This is a genomic window from Nonomuraea jabiensis, from assembly GCF_014204795.1.
GTDB classification, from domain to species: Bacteria; Actinomycetota; Actinomycetes; order Streptosporangiales; family Streptosporangiaceae; genus Nonomuraea; species Nonomuraea jabiensis.
The window spans coordinates 10,630,814-10,653,518 of sequence record NZ_JACHMB010000001.1 but is presented as its reverse complement, the minus strand read 5'-3'; the positions used below and the strand labels follow the sequence as shown (position 1 = coordinate 10,653,518).

The 22,705-nt window shown below is 70.2% G+C and carries 22 protein-coding genes and 1 pseudogene; 19 read left to right on the top strand and 4 right to left on the bottom strand.

Annotated elements, in window-relative coordinates; all coding sequences use genetic code 11:
* Positions 1 to 22: 22 nt before the first annotated feature.
* Complete coding sequence (locus tag HD596_RS48755) at positions 23 to 808, bottom strand: FadR/GntR family transcriptional regulator (protein WP_185076128.1); 786 nt, start codon at positions 806 to 808, stop codon at positions 23 to 25.
* Positions 809 to 968: 160 nt separating this feature from the next.
* Between HD596_RS48755 and HD596_RS48750 the strand changes: the two genes are divergently transcribed.
* The 14 genes from HD596_RS48750 to HD596_RS48685 all read left to right on the top strand — a co-directional run bounded on the left by HD596_RS48750 (position 969) and on the right by HD596_RS48685 (position 13,827).
* Positions 969 to 1,970: a LacI family DNA-binding transcriptional regulator gene (locus tag HD596_RS48750; protein ID WP_313046482.1), complete on the top strand. Its 1,002-nt coding sequence runs from the start codon at positions 969 to 971 to the stop codon at positions 1,968 to 1,970.
* 223 nt (positions 1,971 to 2,193) lie between these two features.
* Positions 2,194 to 3,495, top strand: a complete 1,302-nt coding sequence (locus HD596_RS48745) for an ABC transporter substrate-binding protein (RefSeq protein WP_221519941.1) — start codon at positions 2,194 to 2,196, stop codon at positions 3,493 to 3,495.
* Positions 3,492 to 4,427, top strand: a complete 936-nt coding sequence (locus HD596_RS48740) for a carbohydrate ABC transporter permease (protein ID WP_221519940.1) — start codon at positions 3,492 to 3,494, stop codon at positions 4,425 to 4,427. Before HD596_RS48745 ends, HD596_RS48740 begins: the two co-directional genes overlap by 4 nt.
* The gene (locus HD596_RS48735; RefSeq protein ID WP_185076126.1) at positions 4,424 to 5,251 is read left to right on the top strand and encodes a carbohydrate ABC transporter permease; all 828 of its coding nucleotides are present in this window, start codon (positions 4,424 to 4,426) and stop codon (positions 5,249 to 5,251) included. The genes HD596_RS48740 and HD596_RS48735 overlap by 4 nt, the downstream gene beginning before the upstream one ends.
* Before the next feature lie 11 nt (positions 5,252 to 5,262).
* Complete coding sequence (locus HD596_RS48730) at positions 5,263 to 6,069, top strand: alpha/beta hydrolase family protein (protein WP_221519939.1); 807 nt, start codon at positions 5,263 to 5,265, stop codon at positions 6,067 to 6,069.
* 204 nt (positions 6,070 to 6,273) lie between these two features.
* Positions 6,274 to 8,097 carry a DUF1996 domain-containing protein gene (locus tag HD596_RS48725; protein WP_221519938.1) on the top strand — a complete coding sequence of 608 codons (1,824 nt, stop codon included), beginning with the start codon at positions 6,274 to 6,276 and terminating at the stop codon, positions 8,095 to 8,097.
* A 118-nt stretch (positions 8,098 to 8,215) separates the two neighbouring features.
* Positions 8,216 to 8,731 (top strand): hypothetical protein, encoded by a 516-nt coding sequence (locus HD596_RS48720; protein ID WP_185076125.1) that lies wholly within the window; start codon positions 8,216 to 8,218, stop codon positions 8,729 to 8,731.
* A gap of 203 nt (positions 8,732 to 8,934) precedes the next feature.
* Positions 8,935 to 9,801: an amino acid ABC transporter permease gene (locus HD596_RS48715; RefSeq protein WP_185076124.1), complete on the top strand. Its 867-nt coding sequence runs from the start codon at positions 8,935 to 8,937 to the stop codon at positions 9,799 to 9,801.
* Positions 9,802 to 9,806: 5 nt separating this feature from the next.
* Entirely contained in the window at positions 9,807 to 10,559 is a 753-nt protein-coding gene (locus tag HD596_RS48710) for an amino acid ABC transporter ATP-binding protein (RefSeq protein WP_185079175.1), read from the top strand.
* Positions 10,560 to 10,579: 20 nt separating this feature from the next.
* Complete coding sequence (locus HD596_RS48705) at positions 10,580 to 11,557, top strand: ABC transporter substrate-binding protein (RefSeq protein WP_185076123.1); 978 nt, start codon at positions 10,580 to 10,582, stop codon at positions 11,555 to 11,557.
* A 240-nt stretch (positions 11,558 to 11,797) separates the two neighbouring features.
* Positions 11,798 to 12,058, top strand: coding sequence for a GNAT family N-acetyltransferase (locus HD596_RS63000; protein WP_313046474.1), 261 nt, complete (start codon positions 11,798 to 11,800; stop codon positions 12,056 to 12,058).
* 15 nt (positions 12,059 to 12,073) lie between these two features.
* Positions 12,074 to 12,232 carry a hypothetical protein gene (locus tag HD596_RS48695; protein ID WP_185076122.1) on the top strand — a complete coding sequence of 53 codons (159 nt, stop codon included), beginning with the start codon at positions 12,074 to 12,076 and terminating at the stop codon, positions 12,230 to 12,232.
* Between the two features lie 67 nt (positions 12,233 to 12,299).
* Positions 12,300 to 13,208 carry a glutathione S-transferase C-terminal domain-containing protein gene (locus tag HD596_RS48690; protein ID WP_313046471.1) on the top strand — a complete coding sequence of 303 codons (909 nt, stop codon included), beginning with the start codon at positions 12,300 to 12,302 and terminating at the stop codon, positions 13,206 to 13,208.
* Positions 13,209 to 13,290: 82 nt separating this feature from the next.
* Positions 13,291 to 13,827: an OsmC family protein gene (locus tag HD596_RS48685; protein WP_185076121.1), complete on the top strand. Its 537-nt coding sequence runs from the start codon at positions 13,291 to 13,293 to the stop codon at positions 13,825 to 13,827.
* On the opposite strand, the gene HD596_RS48680 is transcribed toward HD596_RS48685, so the two are convergent.
* Positions 13,824 to 14,843 (bottom strand): LLM class flavin-dependent oxidoreductase, encoded by a 1,020-nt coding sequence (locus HD596_RS48680; protein WP_185076120.1) that lies wholly within the window; start codon positions 14,841 to 14,843, stop codon positions 13,824 to 13,826. The genes HD596_RS48685 and HD596_RS48680 overlap by 4 nt on opposite strands.
* A gap of 115 nt (positions 14,844 to 14,958) precedes the next feature.
* Here HD596_RS48680 and HD596_RS48675 point away from each other — a divergent pair, with 115 nt between their 5' ends.
* The 5 genes from HD596_RS48675 to HD596_RS48655 all read left to right on the top strand — a co-directional run bounded on the left by HD596_RS48675 (position 14,959) and on the right by HD596_RS48655 (position 19,789).
* Positions 14,959 to 15,561, top strand: coding sequence for a hypothetical protein (locus HD596_RS48675; RefSeq protein ID WP_185076119.1), 603 nt, complete (start codon positions 14,959 to 14,961; stop codon positions 15,559 to 15,561).
* A gap of 79 nt (positions 15,562 to 15,640) precedes the next feature.
* On the top strand, positions 15,641 to 16,741 hold the full coding sequence (locus tag HD596_RS48670; RefSeq protein WP_185076118.1) for a sensor histidine kinase: 1,101 nt from the start codon (positions 15,641 to 15,643) through the stop codon (positions 16,739 to 16,741).
* Positions 16,738 to 17,415, top strand: coding sequence for a response regulator (locus tag HD596_RS48665; RefSeq protein ID WP_185076117.1), 678 nt, complete (start codon positions 16,738 to 16,740; stop codon positions 17,413 to 17,415). The genes HD596_RS48670 and HD596_RS48665 overlap by 4 nt, the downstream gene beginning before the upstream one ends.
* Positions 17,416 to 17,473: 58 nt before the next feature.
* Positions 17,474 to 18,952, top strand: a complete 1,479-nt coding sequence (locus HD596_RS48660) for an ArnT family glycosyltransferase (protein WP_185076116.1) — start codon at positions 17,474 to 17,476, stop codon at positions 18,950 to 18,952.
* A gap of 9 nt (positions 18,953 to 18,961) precedes the next feature.
* On the top strand, positions 18,962 to 19,789 hold the full coding sequence (locus tag HD596_RS48655; protein ID WP_221519937.1) for a polyprenol monophosphomannose synthase: 828 nt from the start codon (positions 18,962 to 18,964) through the stop codon (positions 19,787 to 19,789).
* On the opposite strand, the pseudogene asnB reads toward HD596_RS48655, so the two are convergent.
* A pseudogene (gene asnB, locus HD596_RS62995) lies at positions 19,737 to 21,479 on the bottom strand (asparagine synthase (glutamine-hydrolyzing)); the annotation flags it as partial. The gene HD596_RS48655 and the pseudogene asnB sit on opposite strands and share 53 nt — an antisense overlap.
* Positions 21,476 to 22,702, bottom strand: coding sequence for an aminotransferase class I/II-fold pyridoxal phosphate-dependent enzyme (locus HD596_RS48645; RefSeq protein ID WP_185076114.1), 1,227 nt, complete (start codon positions 22,700 to 22,702; stop codon positions 21,476 to 21,478). The pseudogene asnB and the gene HD596_RS48645, both read right to left, overlap by 4 nt.
* Positions 22,703 to 22,705 lie beyond the last annotated feature (3 nt).

The following is a 22,705-nucleotide window of genomic DNA, read 5'->3' as shown; positions in this document are numbered from 1 at the left end:
CGGCGGCCCGCGCGGGAGGTGGTTAGCCGTTGCCCTTGGTCTGGCTCAGCAGGGTCTCGATGTGCTGCCTGGCCATCACGTCGACGCTGACGTCGAGGTCCTGGCCGTAGGTGCGAAGGCCGAGCGTGAGGTGCTCGAGCATGCAGCGGCGGGCCCGCTCGACGTCGCGGGCCGTGATCGCCTCGAAGATCTCGGGATGATGCGGAACGCCCGGCTCGGCGATGGCCGGGTCGGAGTGCGATCGGAGCATCATCTCGAACATCATGCCGCTCAGCGACGACAGCATGATCCGCAGCACCGGGTTGCCGCACGCCCGCGCGATCGCGTCGTGGAAGTCGAGGTCGGCGTGGGCCTGGTCGACGACGTCGGTCGCCTTGAGCAACGCGTCGTTGGCCCGCCCGATGGCCGCGAGCTGCGCCTCGGTGGCCCGCTCGGTGGCCAGGCCGACGATCTCGACCTCCAGCGGGATGCGGGCCTCGATCAGCTGGCGGACCGTGGGCCGCTCCGCCCGGTAGAGCGCGTCGTAGTGGCGGGCCTGCACGGGGGAGCGCTCGCTGACGAACGATCCTCGTCCCGGGGCGACCTCGATCAGCTCCTGGGCCTCGAGCCGGCGCAGCACCTCGCGGACGACGTTACGGCTCGCGCCGAACTGGGCCGCGAGCTCGCGCTCGGAGGGCAGCTTGGTCCCCACCCGGATCTTCCCGGAGCGAATGTCGTGCTCCAGCTGCCGGGCGATGCGTTCGGTCAGCAGCCCGCGGTAGGACTGCGACAGGTCATGGCCCATCGGCGCTGGCGAGTCGGTGGGCATGCACCGAGGATACAGGAGGTCCGCGAGGACGGATCTCGGTCCGGCCTTGGGCCGGGACGGGCCCGGTGGAGCAATGCGCTGAGCTCGTACAATCGGACCACGTCTCGGGAAATGGAGTTCCATGGCCGCGCCTGGTCGACGACGAGTGACCATCGCCGATGTGGCGACTCACGCTCAGGTCTCCGTCACAGCGGTGTCCAAGGTGATCCGCAACGCCTACGGTGTCAGCCCGGCCATGAAAGACCGGGTCAAGACGGCCATCGAGGAGCTCGGCTACCGGCCGCAGGCGGTGGCCCGCGGCATGCGCGGGCGCACCTTCACCATCGGGCTCGTGCTGCCGCACATCAGGAACCCGTTCTTCGCCGACATCCTCGACGGCCTCACCGAGTACCTGGAGAGCACCGACTACCAGGCGTTCATGATCCAGGGCGGCGCCACCCGCAAGGTCGAGCTCCGGGCGGTCGACGCCCTCATGGACCGCCAGGTGGACGGCATCATCATGGTCGCCCCGCTCGCCTCGAAGGCACGCCTGGAGGAAGTGGCCAAGGAGAAGCCGACCGTGGTGCTCGCCCGGCACGAGCGCTCGTCGTACTACGACTCGGTGTTCGACGACGACGAGGCGGGCGCCGAGCTCGTCGTGAAGCACCTCATCGAGCTGGGCCACCGCCGCATCGCGCACATCACGCACCAGGACGACAGCCAGGCGCGGCCGGCCGACCTGCTGCACAACATCCGGTCGGCGACCTACGAGCGCGTCATGCGCGAGCACGGGCTCGGCGACGAGATCGCCATCGCGACCAGCTTCTATCACGAGCAGGGCGGCTACGAGGGGGCTCGCGAGCTGCTGAGCCGTTCGGCCCAGCCGACGGCGATCTTCGCCGGGGCCGACCAGGCGGCGCTCGGCGCGCTCGCCGCGGTCCACGAGGCCGGCCTGTCCGTCCCGGCGGACGTCTCGGTCGCCGGCTACGACAACATCCACCTGGCCGCTCTGCCCAACATCGCGCTGACCAGCGTCGACCAGGACGGCGCCGAGATGGGCCGGGCCGCAGGCAAGCTCCTGCTGGAACGCATCGAAGGCCGCATGACGCCCGTGCGCTTCTCGGTCACCCCGAGCCTGGTCGTCCGCGGCTCCACGGCCGCGCCGGGACAGTCCGGCAGCTGAGCCCGGCTGCTCGAGTACCGCTCTGTACTGCTTGTCGCCGCCCTCCGCGGAGCGCTGCCCGGCGTGAGAACCGTTACCGAATGAAACCCGATTGCAGCGAGCGGAGCTGGGAAAAGGCTGGGTACCGTTACCCAAAAGGTCTCTTGACACTCCTTCCATGTAACGCCTACGTTAACCGCATCGGGGAGTCGCTTAAAACGATTCAATAACCCTGGAGGGGTGTGTGAAGACCTCCCACCGCACGCTCGCGACGGCTGCGGCCGTCCTGGCGCTGGCGGCTCTGACCTCCTGCGGATCCGGCTCGGAGCCCGCCTCCGACGGCACCGTCACCCTCTCCTTCATGACGGGCAGCGACCAGTCGACCGTGGACACGTCCAAGGCGCTGGCCGATGCCTTCATGCAGGCCAACCCCAAGATCAAGGTCAAGATCGAGAACCAGCCGGGCGGCAGCGAGGGCGACAACATCGTCAAGACCCGCCTGTCGACCGGCGAGATGACGGACGTGTTCTGGTACAACTCCGGGTCGCTGCTGCAGGCGCTCAACCCGGCCCAGAGCCTGGTCGATCTCACCGGCGACCCGGTGGTGGCCAACGTCCAGCCGGACTACCTGCGGGTGGTGACCCAAGGGGACCACGTGTACGGCGTGCCGGCCACCGCCGCGTCCGGCGGCGGCATCCTCTACAACCGCAAGGTCTACGAGAAGCTCGGCCTGCAGGTCCCGAAGACGTGGGACGAGTTCATGGCCAACAACGACAAGATCAAGGCGGCCGGGATCACGCCGGTGATCTCGACGTTCAAGGACACCTGGACCTCGCAGCTGTTCGTCCTGGCCGACTTCTACAACGTCCAGGCCGCGGCGCCCGCCTTCGCCCAGGACTACACGGCCAACAAGGCCAAGTTCGCCACCACCCCGGCCGCGCTGGCGAGCTTCCAGCACCTGGCCGAGGTGCACGCCAAGGGCTACCTCAACAAGGGCTTCGGCTCGGCCACCCTGGACCAGGGGCTGAAGCTGCTCGCCGAAGGTCAAGGCGCGCACTATCCGATGCTCACCGCGATCCTGCCCCCGGTGCTGGCCACGAGCCCGCAGGCGGCGACGGACATCGGCTTCTTCGGCATCCCCGGCACCGACGCCGCCAAGAACGGCGCCACCGTGTGGGAGCCGCCGGCCATCTACATCCCCAAGAGCACCAAGAACCTGGAGGCGGCCAAGAAGTTCGCGGCCTTCGTCGCCTCGCCGGCCGCCGCCGAGGCCATCAGCAAGGTGGTGCAGCCGACGGGACCGTACCGGGTGAAGGGCGCCAAGCTGCCCGACAACGCCATCCAGGTGGCCAAGGACGTGCAGGCGTACATCGACAAGGGCGCCACCTCGCCGGCGCTGGAGTTCCTGTCCCCGGTGAAGGGCCCGTCGCTGGAGCAGATCGCCGTCGCCGTCGGCTCCGGGCTGACCGCGCCGGCCGAGGGCGCCGCCCAGTACGACAAGGACGTGGAGAAGCAGGCCCAGCAGTTGGGACTGACCGGGTGGTGACCGGGCAGCACGCCGGGCCTCGTACGGGGCCCGGCGTGTCGGCCGGGCCGGGCCCCGCCCGAGCGTCCAGGGCTCGGCGGCACGCGGCCTACCCGTACGCGCTGTACCTGCCGGCGGCCGTCGTCTACCTGGTGATCTTCCTGGTGCCGACGGTGATGGCCTTCTACTTCGCGCTGACCCGCTGGACCCTGTTCGACAGCACCTTCGTGGGCCTGGACAACTTCCGCGACTTCCTGTCCGAGCAGAACCTGCGCATCGGCTTCGCCAACACGCTGTTCTACGCCGTCGTCACCAGCGGCCTGAAGGTGGTCCTCGGCCTGCTCCTCGGCGTGCTGCTCACCGGCAAGCTGCGGCTGCGCGGATTCCTGCGCTCGGTGGTCTTCTTCCCCGTCCTGGTCTCCACGGTCGCGGTCGGCATCACCTTCAGCGCCCTGCTCAGGCCCGACACCGGCCTGGTCAACAAGGCCCTGGCCGTGATCGGCATCGACGGCCCCGACTGGCTCGGCGACGCCAACACCGCGCTGCTGTCGGTCGCCCTCGTCGACGTGTGGAAGGGCGTCGGCATCGCCACCGTCATCTACATCGCCGGCATCCTGTCCATCCCCCGCGACTACTACCAGGCCGTCGCCGTGGACGGCGGCGGGGCCTGGCACCGCTTCCGGCACGTCACGCTGCCCCTGAGCTGGCCCGCCACCTACTCCGTGATCATCCTGTCGTTCATCGGCGGCCTGCGCTCCTTCGACCTCATCTGGACGATGACCCGTGGCGGACCCGGCTTCACCAGCGACACCATCGCCTCGATCATCTACAAGCAGTACCAGGCCGGCTTCTTCGGCCTGTCCACCGCCGGCAACGTGCTGCTGTTCATCGTCGTCACCGCCATCGTCGTTCCGCTCAACTACTTCCTCGGCAAAAGGCAGGTGGCCGCATGAGAACACTGAAGAGGGCCGGCGCCGAGGTGATCGCGCTGGGGGTGGCCACCGTGGTCTTCCTGGTGCCGTTCTCGTTGATGCTGCTGACGGCGGTCAAGGATCAGAACCAGGCCGCGGACCTGGACTTCTCCTGGCCGACGGAGTGGCAGATCGTGCGGAACTTCCTGGAGGTCATCCAGGCGCGGGACTACGTGCTGCTGCGCGCCTACGTGAACTCCACCGTCCTGACCGTCACCTCCGTCGCGCTGATCGTGGTGTTCGCCGCGATGGCCGCGTTCGTGCTGCAGCGCAGGGCGGGGAAGGTCGGCAAGGTGGCCGGCTTCCTGGTGCTGTCCGGGCTGATCATCCCGCCGGCGATCGTGCCCACCATCTGGCTGTTGCAGGGGTTGGGGCTGTTCAAGACGCTGCCCGGGCTGATCCTGGTGGAGGTGGCGTTCGGGCTGTCGTACGCGGTGCTGCTCTTCCGCGCGTTCATCGCGGCCATCCCGCGCGAACTGGACGAGGCGGCGCAGATCGACGGCTGCACCGGGCTGACGCTCTTCTTCCGGGTGATCTTCCCGCTGCTGCGGCCGGTCACCATCACCGTGATCCTGACCAGCTCGGTGGCCATCTTCAACGACTTCGTCAACCCGCTCTACTTCACCCCCGGCGACGACAACGCCACCGTGCAGGTGACCCTCTACAACTTCCAGAGCCAGTACAACACCCAGTGGAACCTGCTCTTCATGGACATCGTCCTCATCACGATCCCGCCGCTGCTGCTCTTCGTCTTCTTCAATCGCAAGATCGTCGCCGGTATGACCGCCGGCGCCATCAAGGGATGACCTGACCTCGCATGCGTATCCGGAAAGGCGGCCTGATGATCCACCACCACGAGTTCCAGCACCGAGGGCTGACCCTGCGCTCCAGCGTGCACATCCCCGAGGAGCAGGCCACGGCCCGCCGGGCCGTGGTGGTGTTCGTCCACGGGTTCTCCAACAACCGCATGGAGAACCGTTCCTTCGTCCTCATGGCGCGGCTGCTGGAGGGCATCGGTATGGCGTCGGTCCGGTTCGACCTGTCCGGGCACGGGGAAAGCGACGGCGATTTCTTCGACGTCACCATCACCAACGAAATAGCCGAAACCCGGTCGGTCGTGCAGGCCGTCCGTACCTTCGACTTCGCCGACCCCGAGCGCATCGCCCTGGTCGGGATGAGCATGGGCGGCGTCGTCGCGGGCATCGTCGCCGCCGAAGAACCCGGAATCCGGGCCGCGTGCCTGTGGTCGCCGGCCGCCGTGGCCCCCTTCGAAGTGGGCTCGGGCTACCTCAAGGGCCGCGACATCGCCGCCGAGATCAGCGAGAAGGGCTATTTCGACGCCGACAGCCACCGCATGAGCCCCGCTCTCGTTGACGACATCGCCGGCCTCGACGTCTACGGCCGGTCCTGCGGTTATGCCGGGCCGGTGCGCATCATCCATGGTGACCAGGACGACATCGCCCCTGTCGCCTACGCCCGCCGCTATCTCGACCACTACGACGGCAACGCCGAACTGGAAGTCGTCCCCGGGGCCGACCACGGATGGAGCACCGTTCCCCACCGCGCCCGGCTGCACCGGTCGACGCTGCAGTTCCTCGGCGAGCATCTCAAACCCTCCGCATGAGACGCACCTGACGCGGGATCCCGGCCAACTTCTACTTGATGTCGAACTTGAGGCCTCGGGGGCGCGTATCTCGTTCTGACGACGGCCGCGACCCCCTTCGTGGATGCAGCCTCACGAGTCTGAAGGCCCGGCCGCATCTACAGAGGGAGAGAGGGATTTATGAGACATCAACCTGGCTCCCGCGTCCACCGAAGGACGGCGGGTGTGCTCACGGCCCTGGCTGTCATGAGCAGCGGTCTCACGGCTGGCACCGCTGACGCGGCAGCACGCGGGGCATCCGGTACGGCCTTCGCGCCCGCCATCTCCTGCCCCTCTGTTGCGGACAGGGTGGGCCAAGTTCCCGATCGCGCTCAGGCGGAAGTCGAGCGGAACCTGCAGCAGTTGGAGAGCCAGATCGCTGAGGCGAATCGGCGGCTGGCGGGCTCGGCGGGGCAGGGTGGTCCGAATTTCGTCCAGAATGCGATCCTCGGACCGCTGCGGGACAAGCGGACGGCGACCCTTCAGCGGATCCAGATCGCCTTCCAGCGCGCCGGCGCCCAAGCCCCGACCGGCCTCCAGGGCTTGGCCGGCTGCACTGTGCAGGACGATGAGACCGGGAACAACAACGGCGACCAGGGCAATGGCGAGCAGAACAACGGCGACGGCGAGCAGGGCAACGGTAACCAGAACAACGGCGACGGCGACCAGAACAACGGTGACCAGAACAACGGCGACCAGGGCGACGGTAATCAGGGCAACGGTGGTGCCGCTGGTCAAATCTCCTGTCCCGATGTAGCTGACAGGCTGGGCCAGGTCCCCGATCGCGCTCAGGCGGAAGTCGAGCGGAACCTGCAGCAGTTGGAGAGCCAGATCGCTGAGGCGAATCGGCGGCTGGCAGGCTCGGCGGGACAGGGCGGTCCGAATTTCGTCCAGAACGCGATCCTCGGACCGCTGCGGGACAAGCGGACGGCGACCCTTCAGCGGATCCAGATCGCCTTCCAGCGCGCCGGCGCCCAAGCCCCGGCCAGCCTCCGAACCCTGGCGGCATGTGAGCTTCGGAATGGCAATCCGGGCAACGGGAACGGCGAAAACAACGGAGACGGAGGAGACAACGGAAACGAAGGAAATGGCGACAACGGCGGTAACGGCGAGAACAATGGAAACGGCGGCGGCCAGGCCAGGGGGCCGGTCCCGGACGACTTCGTTGACATCCGTTCTGTACAGCCGAATGTGAGAACGCCCCGCCCGCAGCAGGACGGCTCCAGGGGAACGTTCAGCGTGGACTGCGGCCGCAACGAGGGGCGGATCTTCAACTCTGACAACGTCATCGTGGCGCCCGGCGTCTCCAACGGCGCGCAGCACACGCACGACTACGTGGGCAACGAGTCCACCAACAACCAGTCCACCAATGAGAGCCTGCTGGCGGCCAGTACCACCTGCCGCAACGGTGACAAGTCCTCACATTACTGGCCCGTACTGAGGGCCCTGGGGCAGGAGGAATTCGACGCCAATCAGCGAGGCGGCGGGCTCGACCTGAACGTCGGCAAGATCCTCACCCCGGTCTCGGTACAGATCACCTTCAAGGGCAACCCGACCGCCAAGGTGGTGGCGGCTCCGCAGTTCCTCCGCATCATCACCGGTAACGCCCGGGTCGGTGGGGCCGAAGCCAACGCCGGATGGACGTGCACCGGGTTCGAGAACCGCCAGTTGACGGACAAGTACCCGCTCTGCCCGCGAGGCAGCAGGCTGGTGCGGGTCTTCGATTTCCAGAGTTGCTGGGACGGCCAGAACGTCGACAGCGCCAACCACCGCACCCATGTCACCTTCCCGCAGGCCGACGGTAGCTGCCCGCAGGGCTTCCAGCCCATTCCCGCGCTGGAACACCGGCTCGTCTACAACGTGCCGCAGGGCCCCAACTTCGCCGTCGACACTTTTCCCGAGGAACTGCACAAGCCCGTCACCGACCACAGCGACTTCATCAACCTGATGGACGAGCAGCAGATGGGGAGGGTCGTCGACTGCATCAACAGCGGCAGACGCTGCCGCTGACCCTGAATCACCTGGCAGAAGAGAGGTACGGCGTGGCCCGGCGACCGGCCACGTCTTCCTCATCGCCAGGAACATCGCCAGGAACAAGGCCACATCAGGTGCGAGAAAGGGCAACATCATGGCTGGCTTCTCCCGACCGCGATGCGCTCAAGACGCCGCGCCGGCGGCTGCGGCGCGTCTGACCGGCGTCATCGGGAGGCGAGATCGCGGCGGCCTCGTCCTGTCGCTCGCCGTCACCTCGGCGCTCACCCTCACCGGCTGCGGTGTGCAGGCCGAGGCGGGCGGCGGGCCGAAGCCGGCTGTGAGCACTGCCGCCGCCGGAGGGAACGCCTCCCGCACGTACACCGTCGAGCAACTGGCGGCCACCATCGGCTGCACCGCCGAGATCACCCTCAAGGCCCTGGACTACCGAAAAGGGGAGTGCACCAGGGACGGGATTCCGTATGTGTTCCTGGACTTCGTCACGGCTGAAGGCCAGCGGGAGTGGCTTGACTACGCCGAGATGTACGGCGGCCTCTACCTCGTCGGCGATCGATGGGCACTGTCGGCCAAGTCCAAGTCCTTCATGCAGGAACTGAGCGGGAAACTCGGGGGCAAGATCGAAGAACACGGCCCCGGCGCCTCCGAGGGATAACTATGTATATCCAGTAGGAAATGTTGACTTTGGGCGATCCGGCTCGTAGCTTCGTGGTCATGAGCCAGGCCGCGAACCTGACCCGGCGCCCGCACGTGGACCACGGCCACGTCGCCAGCGCGCAGTGTCGCTGATCACGAGATCTCACCCGTCCACCCCCCTCTCCAAGTGGAGCGATCCGTGATCAGAAGTGGAGGCGGCTCGTGACGTTGCCCGAGGTCCAGGAGGTCTCCCGCCAGGACGCGGAGCGGCCGCCGGAAGTGGTCACGGCCCGGCACCCGCTGCGGTGGCTGGCCGGGGCCGGCGTACTCGTCATCCTGGCCATGGTCGCCAGCGCCCTGATCACCAACCCCGCGTGGGAGTGGCCCGTCGTCGGGCAGTACCTGTTCGCGCCGTCGGTGGTGCGCTCGGTGCTGCTCACGCTGGAGCTGACCGCGCTGGGCATCGCGCTCGGGTTCCTGCTGGGCGCGATCCTGGCGCTGATGCGGCTCTCGCCCAACCGGCTGCTGTCGTCGGTGGCCTGGGCATACGTGTGGCTGTTCCGGTCGGTGCCGCTCATCCTGCAACTGCTGTTCTGGTACAACCTCGCGCTGCTCTACCCCAGGCTCTCGGTGGGCGTGCCGTTCGGGCCGGCGTTCTTCGACTTCGGCACGATGGACCTGATCGGGCCGCTGACCGCGGCGGCGCTCGGGCTGGCGCTGCACCAGGCCGCGTACGCCGCCGAGATCGTCCGCGGCGGCCTGCTGTCGGTGGACCACGGGCAGCGGGAGGCGGCGGCCGCCCTGGGGTTGCCGCCGGCACGGCGGCTCTTCCGGATCATCCTGCCGCAGGCCATGCGGACCATCGTGCCCACCGCCGGCAACGAGATCATCGGCCTGGTCAAGGGCACCTCGGTCGTCTACATCATGGCGCTGCCGGAGCTGTTCTACCAGGTGCAGGTGATCTACAACCGCAACGGCAGGGTCATGGCGCTGCTGCTGGTCGCGGCCATCTGGTACCTCATCCTGACCACTGCCCTGTCGATCGTGCAGTACTACGTGGAGCGGCACTACGGCAGGGGGCGCGCGTGAGCGCCATGGTGAAGTTACGCGGCGTGCACAAGAGCTTCGGCGCCCTGCACGTGCTGCGCGGCGTGGACCTGGACGTCCGCCAGGGGCAGGTCCTGGTGATCCTGGGCCCCTCGGGGTCGGGGAAGTCCACGCTCCTGCGGACGATCAACCACCTGGAGAAGGTGGACCGCGGCTCGGTCCACGTCGACGGGCAGCTGCTCGGCTACCGGCAGGCCGGCGACCGCCTGTACGAGCTGCCGGAACGCGAGGTGCTGCGGCAACGCACCCAGATCGGGTTCGTCTTCCAGTCGTTCAACCTGTTCCCGCACCTCACGGTCAGGCAGAACCTCATGGAGGCCCCGCTGTCGGCCCAGCGCCGACCGCGGGCCGAGGTGGCGCCGCTGGCCGAGCGGCTGCTGGCCCGGGTGGGGCTGGCGGACAAGGCCGACGCCTACCCGCGCACGCTGTCGGGCGGGCAGCAGCAGCGGGTCGCCATCGCCAGGGCGCTCGCCCTGGAGCCCAAGCTGCTGCTGTTCGACGAGCCGACCTCGGCGCTGGACCCCGAACTCGTGGGCGAGGTGCTGGACGTCATCAAGGACCTCGCCCGCGGCGGCACCACGATGATCGTGGTCACCCACGAGATCGGGTTCGCCCGGGAGGTGGCCGACACCGTGGCCTTCATGGACGCCGGCCGCATCGTCGAGCTCGGACCGCCCTCCCAGCTCCTGGACGCCCCCGCCCACGAACGCACCCGCACCTTCCTCAGCAAGGTTCTCTGAATCCCTAAGGACACCATGACATGCGCGCTTCGCTCGCGCGGGCCCTCGCCGTGCCCGCGCTCCTCCTCCTGACCGCAGCCTGCGGCGCCGAGCCCGCCGTCACCGCCCCGTCGCCCGCCACCGCCCCCGTGGTGGCGGGCAAGAAGATCAACCTCAGCCCGGATCAGAAGCGGGTACGGGTCGACAAGGTAGCCGCCATCGCCGCCCAGGTGCCCAAGGAGATCGCCGCCGACGGCAAGCTCGCGGTGGGCTTCAGCGGCCAGGGCGCGGCGCCTCTGGTGTTCCGCGCCGACGACGACACCACTCTGATCGGCGTGGAGACCGACCTCGCCCAGCTCGTGGCCGACGTGCTCGGCCTGGAGATCTCCCCGCAGATCAGCTCGTGGGAGAACCTGTTCCTGGCCGCCAAGTCCGGCAAGGACGAGGTGGTCTTCAACAACGTCACGGTCACCGAGGAGCGCAAGGACACCTACGACTTCGCGACGTACCGGGTCGACCAGCTCGGCTGGCAGGTCCCCGACAACAGCCCGATCAAGCAGATCGCCAAGCCCGCCGACATCGCCGGGCTGCGCGTCTCGGTCGGGTCGGGCACGAACCAGGAGAAGATCCTGCTCGACTGGGACAAGCACAACAAGGCCGCCGGGCTGAAGCCGGTCGAGATCCTCTACTACGAGAAGTACAGTGACGTGCTGCTGGGGCTCAAGTCCGGCCGCGTCCAGGCGTACTTCGGGCCGAACCCGACCATCGCCTACAACATCGCCGTCAGCGGCGGTTCCAGGATCGTCGGCACCTTCTCCGGCGCGGGGCCGGACCTGCAGGGGCTCATCGCGGCCATGACCAAGAAGGACAACGGCCTGGTCAAGCCGCTCAACGAGGCGCTCAACACCGTGATCGAGAACGGCAAGTACAAGGAGGTGCTCGACCGGTGGGGTCTGGGCAACGAGGCGATCCCCAAGTCGCAGATCAACCCGCCGGGCCTGCCGCGGCAGGAGTCATGAGCGAGCTCACCGCGCAGGTGCGGCTCGTCCCCATGTCGGACCCGGCCGCCGCGCCGCTGCTGGCGGGGCTGAGGCTGGAGTACACCTCCCGGTACGGGCCCAACGACGAGCTGGCGAGGTATCCGGAGTCCGAGTTCGCGCCGCCGTATGGTGCGTTCCTGATCGTGGTGTCGGGCGGCGAGACCGTGGCAGGCGGCGCGTTCCGCCGCTACGACGCGGCGACGGCCGAGGGTCAAGCGCGTGTGGACGCACCCGCGCCACCGCCGGGAGGGGCTCGGCCGCCTCGTCGTACGGGAGCTGGAACGGGAAGCGCTGCGCCGCGGGTACCGCCGGATCTACCTGACCACCGGGCCGCGCCAGCCCGAGGCCGTCCGCCTCTACCTGGCCAGCGGCTACGACCCGCAGTTCGACGTCGGGGACCGCCCCGCGCAGGGCCCGCTCGCCTTCGTCAAAGAATTCCCGATAAAGCTAGTAGGGAAAGTTGACTATTGTGCCGAGTGATCGTACATTGGCGGCATGAACAAGGACCGCGACGTGGCCGTCCGCACGGACCTCTCGGGGGACACGCACTGGTACGACCTCCCGGACGACGAGGCCGAGCTCGAGCAGGAGGAGCAGCCCTCCGTGCCGCGACGGCCCTGGTGGCGCCGGTCGGCGGCCCCCGGCGCTCACTGACACCGCCGGGGCGTGGCCTCCTCGGCCGCATCCTGGCCCATCCCGACTCTTCGAACCCGGAGAACCCGTGCCCATCACCCAGACGCCGGTCTACGCAAGTCCCGTCGACCACACCGCATACGGTCATTACGGCCCCGGCCGTCTGCACCTCTCGCCGGACTGGAACCGCCCGATCTACCCCTTCCAGGGCCGCGTCACCGCCGACGGCTCCAGCGGGTTCCTTGCCGAGCCCGGCCGCTACCACCTCTACGTCGCCTGGGTCTGCCCGTACGCCCAGCGCGCCGCCATCGTCCGCAAGCTCAAGGGCCTGGAGGACGTGGTCTCGCTGTCGTACGTCGACGACGAGCGCGACGGCCGCGGCTGGGCGTTCAGGGAGCGCCGCGGCCCCGACCCGGTCAACGGCTTCACCCTGCTGGAGCAGGCGTACGAGGCCACCGAGCACGGGTACGGCGGCCACATCTCGGTCCCCGTGCTCTGGGACCGGCGCACGGGCGGGATCGTCAGCAACCACTTCCCCGACATCACCATCGACCTGGCCACCCAGTTCGAGCAGTGGGCCGACACCTCCGTCGACCTCTACCCGGACAGGCTCCGCCCGGAGATCAACAAACTCAACGGCTGGATCTACTACGACATCAACGCCGGCGTCTCCCGCGTGGCCCGCGCCACCACCGAGGAGGACCGCGAGAACGAGCGCCACCGCGTCATCGCGGCCCTGGAACGGCTGGACGAGCGCCTGGCCGGGCAGCGGTTCCTGGCCGGCGACACGATCACCGAGGCCGACGTGCGGCTGTGGGTGACGCTGGCCAGGTTCGACTCCGAGTACAACCGCGGCGACCTCATCAGCGAGCGGACGCTGAGCGACTTCGAGCACCTGTGGCCGTACGCCCGCGACCTCTACCAGCGGCCCGCCTTCAGGGAGACGACCGAGGGGCTGCCCGCCGACTGGGACTCGCCGCACGGGCGAGGCCGATGACCCGCGAGCAGGTCCATCCGGCCACCCGGCCCCCTGCGTCCAGCTCGACCCCGTGACCTGCGCTGATCAGACGAGAAAGACCATGAGCACCCTACGCGAGTATCTGTCACACAAACGCGCCGCCCTGCTGGCCCGCCGGGAGGCACCCGCCGCCGGGCCGGTGCCGCTGCGAGCCCACGTCACCGCCGAAGGCCGCAGCGGGATCCGGCGCATCAGGATCAGGGACTTCCAGATCATCAGCGACAGCGGTCCCGACTTCGCCGGCTACGACCTTGGGCCCACCTCGCCCGAACTGCAGGCCGGCGTTCTGGGCAGCTGCGTCACGCACATCTTCCTGATCAAGGCGGCCGAGCTGGCGGTGCCCATCGACGCGCTGGAAGTGGACGTACAGGCCGAATACGACCCCAGAGCCCAGCAGCCGGGCGACGGCGACATTCCCGTGTACCCGCACAACTTCACCTACGAGGTGCTGATCGACTCGCCCGCCTCGGACGAGGAACTGGCGAACCTGCACGCCGAGGTCGAGCGGGTGTGCCCCATACTCAACCTGATCCGCAACCCGCAGCCGGTCAGCGGAACGGTGGTCCGGACCCGCGCCGGCGTCCCGGCGGCCCTCTAGGGCCGGGGCCGCCAGCCGAGCTCGGGGCCCAGCTTGGTGGCGATGTCGGTGAGGATCTGCACGTAGTCCTCGTGGTCGAAGGTGAACGGCAGCGCGAACGCGACCTCGTCGATCTCCCGGAAGGCGGCATGGTCGTGGAGCCGTTCGGCGATCTCGGCGGAGCCGCCGACGAGGTCGGGCGCGAACATCATCCGTGCCGGTCCCTGGGGCGTGGCGGTCCGGGGCGTGCGCTTGTCGGCGTACTCCTTGTACCTGGCCCGCTGGTCGGAGGAGGCCGAGTCCGTGGGGATGACGACCAGGCCCTGGGAGACCCGGGCGCGGTCGCCGTCGGGGTGGTGCGCGCGGAACTCCCGTACGTGGGAGAGCTGGATCTCGGCGAAATCCTCCGACTCCTCCGCCTTCACGACGCTGCTGGTCAGGAAGTTCATGGCGTGCTCGCCCGCCCACCGGGCCGAGCGCAGGCTCCCGCCGCCGTACCACATGCGGCCGCCGAGCCCGGGGGAGTGCGGCTGGACGCGGTCGGAGAAGACCTCGAAGCCCTCGGTCCCGTGGAAGTCGGTGGCCGGCTCGCCGCGGACGAAGTCCAGCAGCCGCCGCACGCGTTCGTGGCTGAAGTCCTCGGCCTCGGCCGTGCCGGGATAGAGGGCGTCCTTGATCCGGTCGTAGTGGAACGGCGGGCCGACGCTGACGCCCGGATTGAGGCGGCCCCCGGACAGGATGTCCACCGTGGCCAGGTCTTCGGCGAGCCGCAGCGGATTCTCCCAGCCCAAGGGGATGACCGCGGTGCCCAGTTCGATGCGGCTGGTGCGCTGGGAGGCCGCTGCCAGGACGGCGACCGGGGAGGAGATGCCGTACTGCAGGTGGCGGTGGCGCACCCACGCGCTGTCGAACCCCAGCCGCTCGCCCAGCTCGATGATCTCGAGCGTCGACTCGTGGCCCCGCCGCGGGTCGGCCTCGTCGAACAGCCCGATCGTCAAGAAGCCCAGCTTCCGCAGCGGGCGCGAGGACGGCGGCATCCAGATCCCCCCTTAAGCCTTTATTTCAACCCAAGATACCGGGGAATGCGGGTGCCGCCACGTCGGATCGGCAGGGCCGGTCGGGCCCGTCGTGCGCGTGGTGTTGGATGAAGCGGTGAACCGTGGACCACTGGAGCTGCTGCACCACGCCGTCGACCGCACCAGGGCGCTGACCCGCGGCCGCCCCGCCACCGGCCGTACCCACGACGACGCCGATCCCGTCGCCGGCTCCCTCGCCACCGACAGCGCGCAGCGCTTCGACCCCTTCCCGCTGCTGCGGGCCCTGGACGCGGCCGGAGCCCGAGCCGTGGTGATCGGCCAGGTCGCCGGGATCCTGCACGGCTCGACCGAACTGACCGGGGACCTCGACCTGTTGTGGGACGGCGCCCCGGAGCACGCCGGCGCCCTGGCGCGCGCCTTCGCCGCCGCCGGCTGCACGCTGCTGGACGACGACCATCGCCCCGTCCCGCCCGGCCCGCAGGCGCTCCTGCGTCCCAAGGTGCAGTTCGACTCCCCCCAGGTGAGCGGCGACTGCTGCACGCCCGCCCTGCCGTGGGGAGCGCTGCCGGTGCGCCCCTTGCTCGACCGGGCACTGACCGCCGTCGACACGGACGGTCTGCGGGTGCTCTACCTGCGCCGGGACGACCTCATCCGGATGCGCCGAGCCCTGGGCCGCCCCAAGGACCTGCGCCGCGCCGAAGAGCTCGAACGCCTTTGACCGCCCTCTGACCGTGGGCAGATGGCGGGTACCCCTCCGGGTGGATGCGGGCAAAACCGGCGGTTCCTACGATGAGCGGGTGGTGGTGACTCCCCGCTGGCTGTTACGGGCCGGCCTCGGGCTGCTGATGCTGCTGGTCGGGCTGTCGTGGGCGCAGACGGTCATGCGTGGCTGCGGCTGCGTGTGGCCGTTCGCCGGAGGGGGCGCCCTCATCGTCCTCTGCCTCGTCATCGTCCGTACGGCGTCGGACCGGCTCGCCGAGGCGGCCGCTCTCCTCGCCCCCGCGGCCATAGCGGCGCTCACCGGGCTCGCGGTCAACAGCATCGGCTGGTTCGTCCTGGTCATCTACATCGCCTTCGTCGCGTTGAACCTGCGGCTCTGGCCGGGCATCGTCATGTGGCTCGCCGCGCTCTCCGTGGTGGTCGTGGCGGCGTTCACCACGCCGGACCCCGGGTGGCCCAACTGGCTGGCCGCCGTGACGCTCGTCTTCTGGAGCGGCTGGGCCGCGCGTTACCGCATCGAGGTGGGGGAGCGGCTGCACCGCGCGGAGAGTGCCGCCACCGCTGCCGCCGCCCTGGCCGAGCGGCAGCGGCTGGCCGCCGATCTGCACGACATCGTCGCGCACACGCTCGCCGTGACCGTGCTGCATCTGGGAGGTGCCCGGCTGGCGCTCGAACACGATCCCGGGGAAGCGGCGGCGGGGATCGCCGAGGCCGAGCGCCTTGCCCGGCAGAGCATGGCGGAGCTGCGGAAGGTGGTCCGCGTTCTCGCGGAAGAAGGCTCCGACCCGGCCGTGGTCGCCCCCCAGCCCACCGCGCCCCGGCTTCCCGAGCTCTTCGAGGAGTACCGGACGGCGGGTCTGGAGCTCGAGTCCCGCGTCGACGGCGAGCTGGCGGCGGTGAGCCCGACGACCGGGATGGTGCTCTACCGGCTGATGCAGGAGGCGCTGGCCAACGCGAGCCGCCACGCTCCGCACGCTTCCGTCGAGGTACGGCTGCGCGTCTCGGAGGACGGCACGGTCCGGGCCACCGTCACCAATTCCATGCCCGGCAGCCCGCCTCGGCACAATGGCGGCATGGGACTTCGCGCGATGGCCGACAGGGTGCGCATGGTCGGCGGCCACGTCACCGCCGGCGTCGAGAACGACCGGTGGGTCGTGCGGACGGAGCTGCCGGCATGATCTCGGTGGTGCTCGTCGACGACCAGGAGCTCGCCAGGGCAGGACTGCGGACGATCCTGCGCCAGCCGTACGGGTTCGACGTGGTCGGCGAGGCGGCCGACGGCCAGGCCGCGCTGGCGGAGGTCGCGCGGGTCCGGCCCGATGCCGTGGTCATGGACATTCGCATGCCGCGGATGGACGGGGTCGAAGCCACGCGTGCGCTGCTGGCCGCGGATCCGGCCTCCCGCATCCTGGTGCTGACCACGTTCGGCGAGGACAACGTTCTCGCGGCGGCTCTGCGGGCGGGCGCGTCGGGATTCTGCCTCAAGGACGCCCCGGCCGAGGACATCCAGCGTGCCGTACGCGCGGTGGCGGCCGGCGACGGCTGGCTGGATCCCGCCGTCTGCGGGCGGGTCCTGCGGCGTTACCGCGCGGATCCGGTGACCGACCCCGACGCGGTACGGCGGCTCGCCGACCTCACCGCCCGCGAGCTCGACGTGCTCAAGCTCATCGGCCGGGGGCTCACGAACGCCGAGATCGCCCGCCGGCTGGTGATCGGCGAGGGCACGATCAAGACCCACGTCGGCCGGATCTTCACGAAGCTGGCGGTGCGCGACCGGGCGGCGGCGGTCGTCTTCGCGTTCGACCACGGCGTGGTCCGTCCCGGGGAGGCGCCGCCTATGCCTGGGGTCTGACCCCAGGTTCTGCTCCCGGCCAGACGACAGACGGCGGGCCATCGGAAACCGTGGAGGCATGCTTCTTCAAGCCCCCCATCTTCGGAACACCGCTCCCTCGCTCCCGGCGATCGCCTGGCGGACCGTCGGTCCCATCGCGGGCGTCGCCGTGGTCAGCTTGCTGGCGCTGAGCCCGTGGTACGGCTACCACCGCGACGAGCTCTACTTCCGCCTGCTCGGCCAGACCCCCGCCTGGGGGTACTTCGACCAGCCGCCGCTGACCCCGCTCCTCGCGCGGCTGTCCACGACGCTGTTCGGGGACACCATCGTCGGCCTGCGGGTCGTCCCCGCGCTGTGCGCGGGACTGCTCATCCTCCTGGGCGCCGCCATCACGCGGGAGCTCGGCGGGCGCGCGAACGCGCAGACGCTCGCCGCCGCCGGCCTCGGCACCGGGATGTTCCCCCTGGTCGCCGGGCACACCCTGCTCACCCAGTCGGCCGACTTCGTGTTCTGGACAGCGTGCATCCTGTGCGTGCTGCGGGCCCTGCTGCGTGGCGACGGGCGATGGTGGGTGGCGGCCGGCGCCGTCGCGGGAGCCGCCACGTTCAACAAGCACCTCATCGTCCTGCTGATCACGGGACTGGCCACCGGCCTGCTCATCACCGTCGGCATGGCGGTGAAGGGGCCGCGTGCCGTCTTCGCCGACAGGTGGTTCTGGTCCGGGGCGCTCCTGGCGGCCGTCATCGCCGCCCCGAACCTTCTCTACCAGGCCACCCACGGCTGGCCCCAGCTCACCATGGCCGCCACGCTCAGCGAACCCGAGAACCGGATCATGTTCGTGCCCATGCTGGTGGCGCTGCTCAGCATCGGAGCCTTCGCGATCGCCGTCGTCGGGTGGCTCTGGCTGCGCGGGCGGCCGGAGACCCGGCCCCTGGCCATCGCGTCCCTGGTGACGATCCTGCTCGGCCTGGCGTCGGGAGGACGGGCGGACTACGTCGCGGGCAGCCTGATCTTCGCCTTCGTGGCCGGCTGCGTGCCCGCCGCCGCGTGGACGGAGAGCCGGGCCGCCCGCCGTCGACTGGTGTGGTGGGGACTGCTCGGCACCTCGGTCATCGGGATCGTCGTGGCGCTGCCGCTGCTCCCGCTGCCGGCGCTCAGCGCCTCGCCCAACGAGGTGTCCAGGGAGTCGGTGGGCTGGCCGCGCTTCGCCGCCCAGGTGGCCGGGGTGTACCGAACGCTGCCGTCCGGAACGGTCGTGCTCACCGCGAACTACGGCGAGGCCGGCGCGCTGGACCGGTTCGCGCCCGACATTCCCGTCTACAGCGGCCACAACGAGCTGTGGTACCAGGGGCCACCGCCGGAAACGGCGCAGACGGTGGTCGCCGTGGGGCTGCCGCCGGAGCAGCTGCGGCTGCGCTTCGCGCGCTGCGAATCCGCCGGGGCCATCGACCACGGCACCGGCGTCGAGAACGAGGAGCTGGGCCTGCCCGTCACGGTCTGCTCAGGACCGCGGACCCCGTGGCAGACCGCCTGGCCAGACTTCCGGCACGCGAGCTGAGGAGCGATCATGAGCACCGTCCTGGTCATCACGCCGACCTACAACGAACGAGACACCCTTCCCGGCATCGTCGGCAGGATCCGCGCGGCCGTACCCGCCGCCCACGTGCTCGTCGTCGACGACAACAGCCCCGACGGGACGGGCCTGGTCGCGGACAGGCTCGCGGCCGAGCTCGACCGCGTGCACGTCCTGCACCGGGAGCGCAAGGAAGGGCTGGGCGCCGCGTACCTGGCGGGCTTCCGCTGGGGGCTCGCCCGGGGGTTCGACGCGCTGGTGGAGATCGACGCCGACGGCTCGCACCCGCCCGAGCGGCTCCCCGCCCTGCTGGACGCGGCCGAGCGGGCCGACCTCGTCATCGGCTCGCGCTGGGTGCCCGGCGGCCGCGTGGCGAACTGGCCGCGCAGGCGGGAGCTGCTGTCACGGCTGGCGAACCGGTATGTTCGGGCGGCGCTCCGGCTCCCTGTCGCCGACGCCACCGGCGGGTTCCGCGTCTACCGGGCCGCCGCGCTCGAGAAGATCCTCCTGGACGGCGTGGAGTCGCGGGGTTACTGCTTCCAGGTGGATCTCACGCTGCGGGCCGTACGTCACGGATGCGCGGTGGCGGAGGTGCCGATCACCTTCGTCGACCGTACGAGCGGGGCGAGCAAAATGAGCGCCGGCGTCCTCGTCGAGGCGCTCTGGCGGGTGACCCTGTGGGCCCTCAGGATACGGACACGCGATATTCACGCACCCACGCGTTCAGCTCGACGAGCTGGACGAGCAGCTGCGCGGCGCTCGCCCCGCCCGGCAGCTGCGCGCGCAGCTCGTTGGCGCCGATCCGTTTCAGCAGGTCGTTGAGTCGCGGCGCGTCGAACATGGCGCGCAGCGGCGACTCGCTCGCGTTCACGATCCACGTCGCCTCGCGCACGAGCGCCTGATCGTGAGCCGGGTTCTGGACGTGCGGGTACGCGCTCTTCTGCCGGGTCAGCGTCGCCGGCGGGAGGAGGCCGGCCATCGCGTCCTTGAGCAGGCTCTTCAACCCGCCCGCGCACTTCATCGACCAGGGGACGTTCCACACGTACTGGACGAGCCGGTGGTCGCAGAACGGCAGCCGCACCTGCAGCCCCTGCGCCGCGCTCATCCGCTCCTTGCGGTCGAGCACGACGGCGAGCGGCCCCGCCATCCCGAGATACAGCACCTCCCGCATGCGCGCGTCCGGCCCCGCCTCACCCGGCAGGCGCGGCACCTCGCCGAGGAGTTGCGCGTAGCGCGCCTTCTCGTCACCGTCCCGCGCGAGCTCCGGCACGAGGAAGTCGGCGAGTTTCGGCCCGTCCCCGAGCCACGGGAAGGTGTCGCGCCGGATCAGTTCGGGCTTGAAAAGGTACGGATACCCGCCGAAGAACTCGTCGGCCGCCTCGCCGGACAGCGCCACCGTCGTGTCCTGCCGCATCCGCCGGAACAGCAGGTACATCGACGCGTCGAACTGCCCCCACCCGGGCAGGTCACGCGCGCGGCGCGTCGCCGGGATCACGTCGAGCAGGTCCGCCATCGTCGCCGTGAGCGTGGTGTGCCTGCTCCCCATGTGCTCGGCCGCCGCCGCGGCGTACGGCGCGTCCACGTCCGGGCGCAGCTCGGTCGGCGCGAAGTGCGCCTTGTCGCTGTCGAACTCGACGCAGTACGTGTCGAGCGCGTGCGGCAGCAGCCGCGCCGCCAGCGCCGCCACCGACGTCGAGTCCACGCCGCCGGACAGCATCGCGCCGCACGGCCCCGACGCGGGCAGCTGGCCCGCCACGGCGTCATGGAGCAGCTCCCGCACGCGCTCGGCGGTCTCGGCGGGCGTGTGCTCGTGCGGCTCGCTCGCCAGCCGCCAGTACGCCCGCGAAACCGGCCCGTGATCGGGCGTGTACGTGATGACGTGCGCGGGTTTGACCTCATGCAGGCCGACGAGGGGCGTCTCACCGGCGAGCGTGAGGCGCGGCTGCAGCGCGATCGTCATCAGCGACCGGTCGAGACGCGGTGTGAACAGCGGATTCGCCATGATCCCCCGCGGGAGCGAGGCGAACAGGATCCCGCCCGGATAGGGGTGGTAGTAGAGCGGCTTCAGCCCCAGGTGATCCCGCGCCAGCAGCAGCCGCCGGTCCCGCCCGTCCCAGATCGCCATCGCGAACGCGCCGACGAGACGGCCGGCGAAGTCCGCGCCGTGCGTCAGATAGGCGTGGAGCAGCACATCGATGTCGGTGGCCACGGGGGGCAGGCCGAGGGACCGGCGGACAGCGGCCAGGTTGTATATCGCGCCGTCGTACACGAGCACGACGGTCCCCTCGTCCGGCGAGGGGCTGCAGCGCGTGGCGAACAGCGCCGGTTGACGGCCTTCGCCGACGCCCGGGGCCGTGCGGCGGCGATGGCCCAGCGCCGCGTGCCGGGTGATGTGGACCGCGCCTCCGTCAGGCCCGCGATCGCACATCGTGTCCGTCATGGCACGCACGACGTCCGCTCGGTCCGTGAGGTCACGTTCGAGGTCGATCCATCCGACGAGACCGCCGCTCATCTGGTCAGCTCCCTTGCGGTAGTAGTGGGTCCCAGCTCCACGAGCACCCGCCGCAGGCGGGTCAGCGCCTCGCGGGTGCGTTCCGGCGCGTGGACGAGCGCGATGCGCAGGTAACCGGCGCCGGGGTTGCTCCCGCGGCCGGTGGCCGCGCCGAGGTAGCGCCCCGGCATCGCCGTCACCGCCTCCGCGCGCCACAGCCGGCGCGCCGCCTCCTCGTCGTCCGGCACGGGGAACCAGAGGAAGAATCCCGCCTCGGCCCGCCGGTAACCGGCGAGCTCGCCGAGCAGTTCGTCCGCGACGTCCCAGTTCGCGCTCACGGCCGACCGCAGGCGCGCGACGTGCGCGTCATCCGCCCACAACCGCGCCGCCACCGCGCACACCGGCGCCGCGAGCGAGACACCGCAGGTGCGGTTGTGGTTCGCGTACGCCGCCACGCTCCCCGGATCCCCGATCACGAACCCGGACCGCAGGCCCGGCATCCCGGACCGCTTGGACAGGCTGTGGAGCACCAGGAAGCGTCCCGCTTCGCTCACCGTGCCGGCCGTCAGGAAGCTGCCGGTGGACGCGCCGTGGACGAGGTCGATGTAGCACTCGTCGACGATGAGCAGCGCACCGGCCGCCCGCGCCGCCGCGCTGATCGCGCGCAGCGTGCCGGGGGCATGCGTCTCGCCGCGCGGATTGCCCGGTGAGCAGACGACGACCGCCGCGACGTCCCGCTGGGCGGCCACGGCGGCGGCGACCTCCGACGCGTGGCCGTAGAAGATCGCCCGGCCGCCCGTCGCCCGCACCGCCGCGTGGTACGTGGGATAGAACGGATTGGGCAGGACGACCCCCGGAGCCGCCGAGCGGCCGGCGGCGAGGGCGATGGCGGCCGCGACGGCCTGTTTCGTGCCGGGGGACGGCTCGATCGCGAGCGATCCCTCCCGTACGGCGGCGCCGACGCGGGCGCCGAAGCGGCGTTCGAGCCAGCCCGTGTAGGCGGCGCGGAGTTCGGGCGTGCCGCCGAGCGGGGGATATCGCGTCCAGCCGGTCACGTCACCCAGGAGCCGGCCGTCCACCGGCGGCGTGACGAGGCGGGCCTCGCCGAGATGGAGGGGGATCGGGGTGACGCCGGCGGGAGCGGGGATCCCCGCCAGGAGCGCGCGCAGCCGGTCGAAGGCGCTCGGCGTCGAAGTCGTTGATGGGGTCGTTGATGGGGTCGATGATGGGGTCGATGATGGCATCGA

Excerpts from the sequence above, each read along its gene's own strand:
- HD596_RS48645 (WP_185076114.1), bottom strand. The coding sequence starts at position 22,702 with ATGCCATCATCGACCCCATCATCGACCCCATCAACGACCCCATCAACG.
- HD596_RS48665 (WP_185076117.1), top strand. The coding sequence starts at position 16,738 with ATGATCTCGGTGGTGCTCGTCGACGACCAGGAGCTCGCCAGGGCAGGA.
- HD596_RS48735 (WP_185076126.1), top strand. The coding sequence starts at position 4,424 with ATGAGAACACTGAAGAGGGCCGGCGCCGAGGTGATCGCGCTGGGGGTG.
- HD596_RS48695 (WP_185076122.1), top strand. The coding sequence starts at position 12,074 with ATGAACAAGGACCGCGACGTGGCCGTCCGCACGGACCTCTCGGGGGAC.
- HD596_RS48680 (WP_185076120.1), bottom strand. The coding sequence starts at position 14,843 with ATGCCGCCGTCCTCGCGCCCGCTGCGGAAGCTGGGCTTCTTGACGATC.
- HD596_RS48710 (WP_185079175.1), top strand. The coding sequence starts at position 9,807 with ATGGTGAAGTTACGCGGCGTGCACAAGAGCTTCGGCGCCCTGCACGTG.
- HD596_RS48755 (WP_185076128.1), bottom strand. The coding sequence starts at position 808 with ATGCCCACCGACTCGCCAGCGCCGATGGGCCATGACCTGTCGCAGTCC.
- HD596_RS48660 (WP_185076116.1), top strand. The coding sequence starts at position 17,474 with ATGCTTCTTCAAGCCCCCCATCTTCGGAACACCGCTCCCTCGCTCCCG.
- HD596_RS48720 (WP_185076125.1), top strand. The coding sequence starts at position 8,216 with ATGGCTGGCTTCTCCCGACCGCGATGCGCTCAAGACGCCGCGCCGGCG.
- HD596_RS48685 (WP_185076121.1), top strand. The coding sequence starts at position 13,291 with ATGAGCACCCTACGCGAGTATCTGTCACACAAACGCGCCGCCCTGCTG.
- HD596_RS48705 (WP_185076123.1), top strand. The coding sequence starts at position 10,580 with ATGCGCGCTTCGCTCGCGCGGGCCCTCGCCGTGCCCGCGCTCCTCCTC.
- HD596_RS48655 (WP_221519937.1), top strand. The coding sequence starts at position 18,962 with ATGAGCACCGTCCTGGTCATCACGCCGACCTACAACGAACGAGACACC.
- HD596_RS48730 (WP_221519939.1), top strand. The coding sequence starts at position 5,263 with ATGCGTATCCGGAAAGGCGGCCTGATGATCCACCACCACGAGTTCCAG.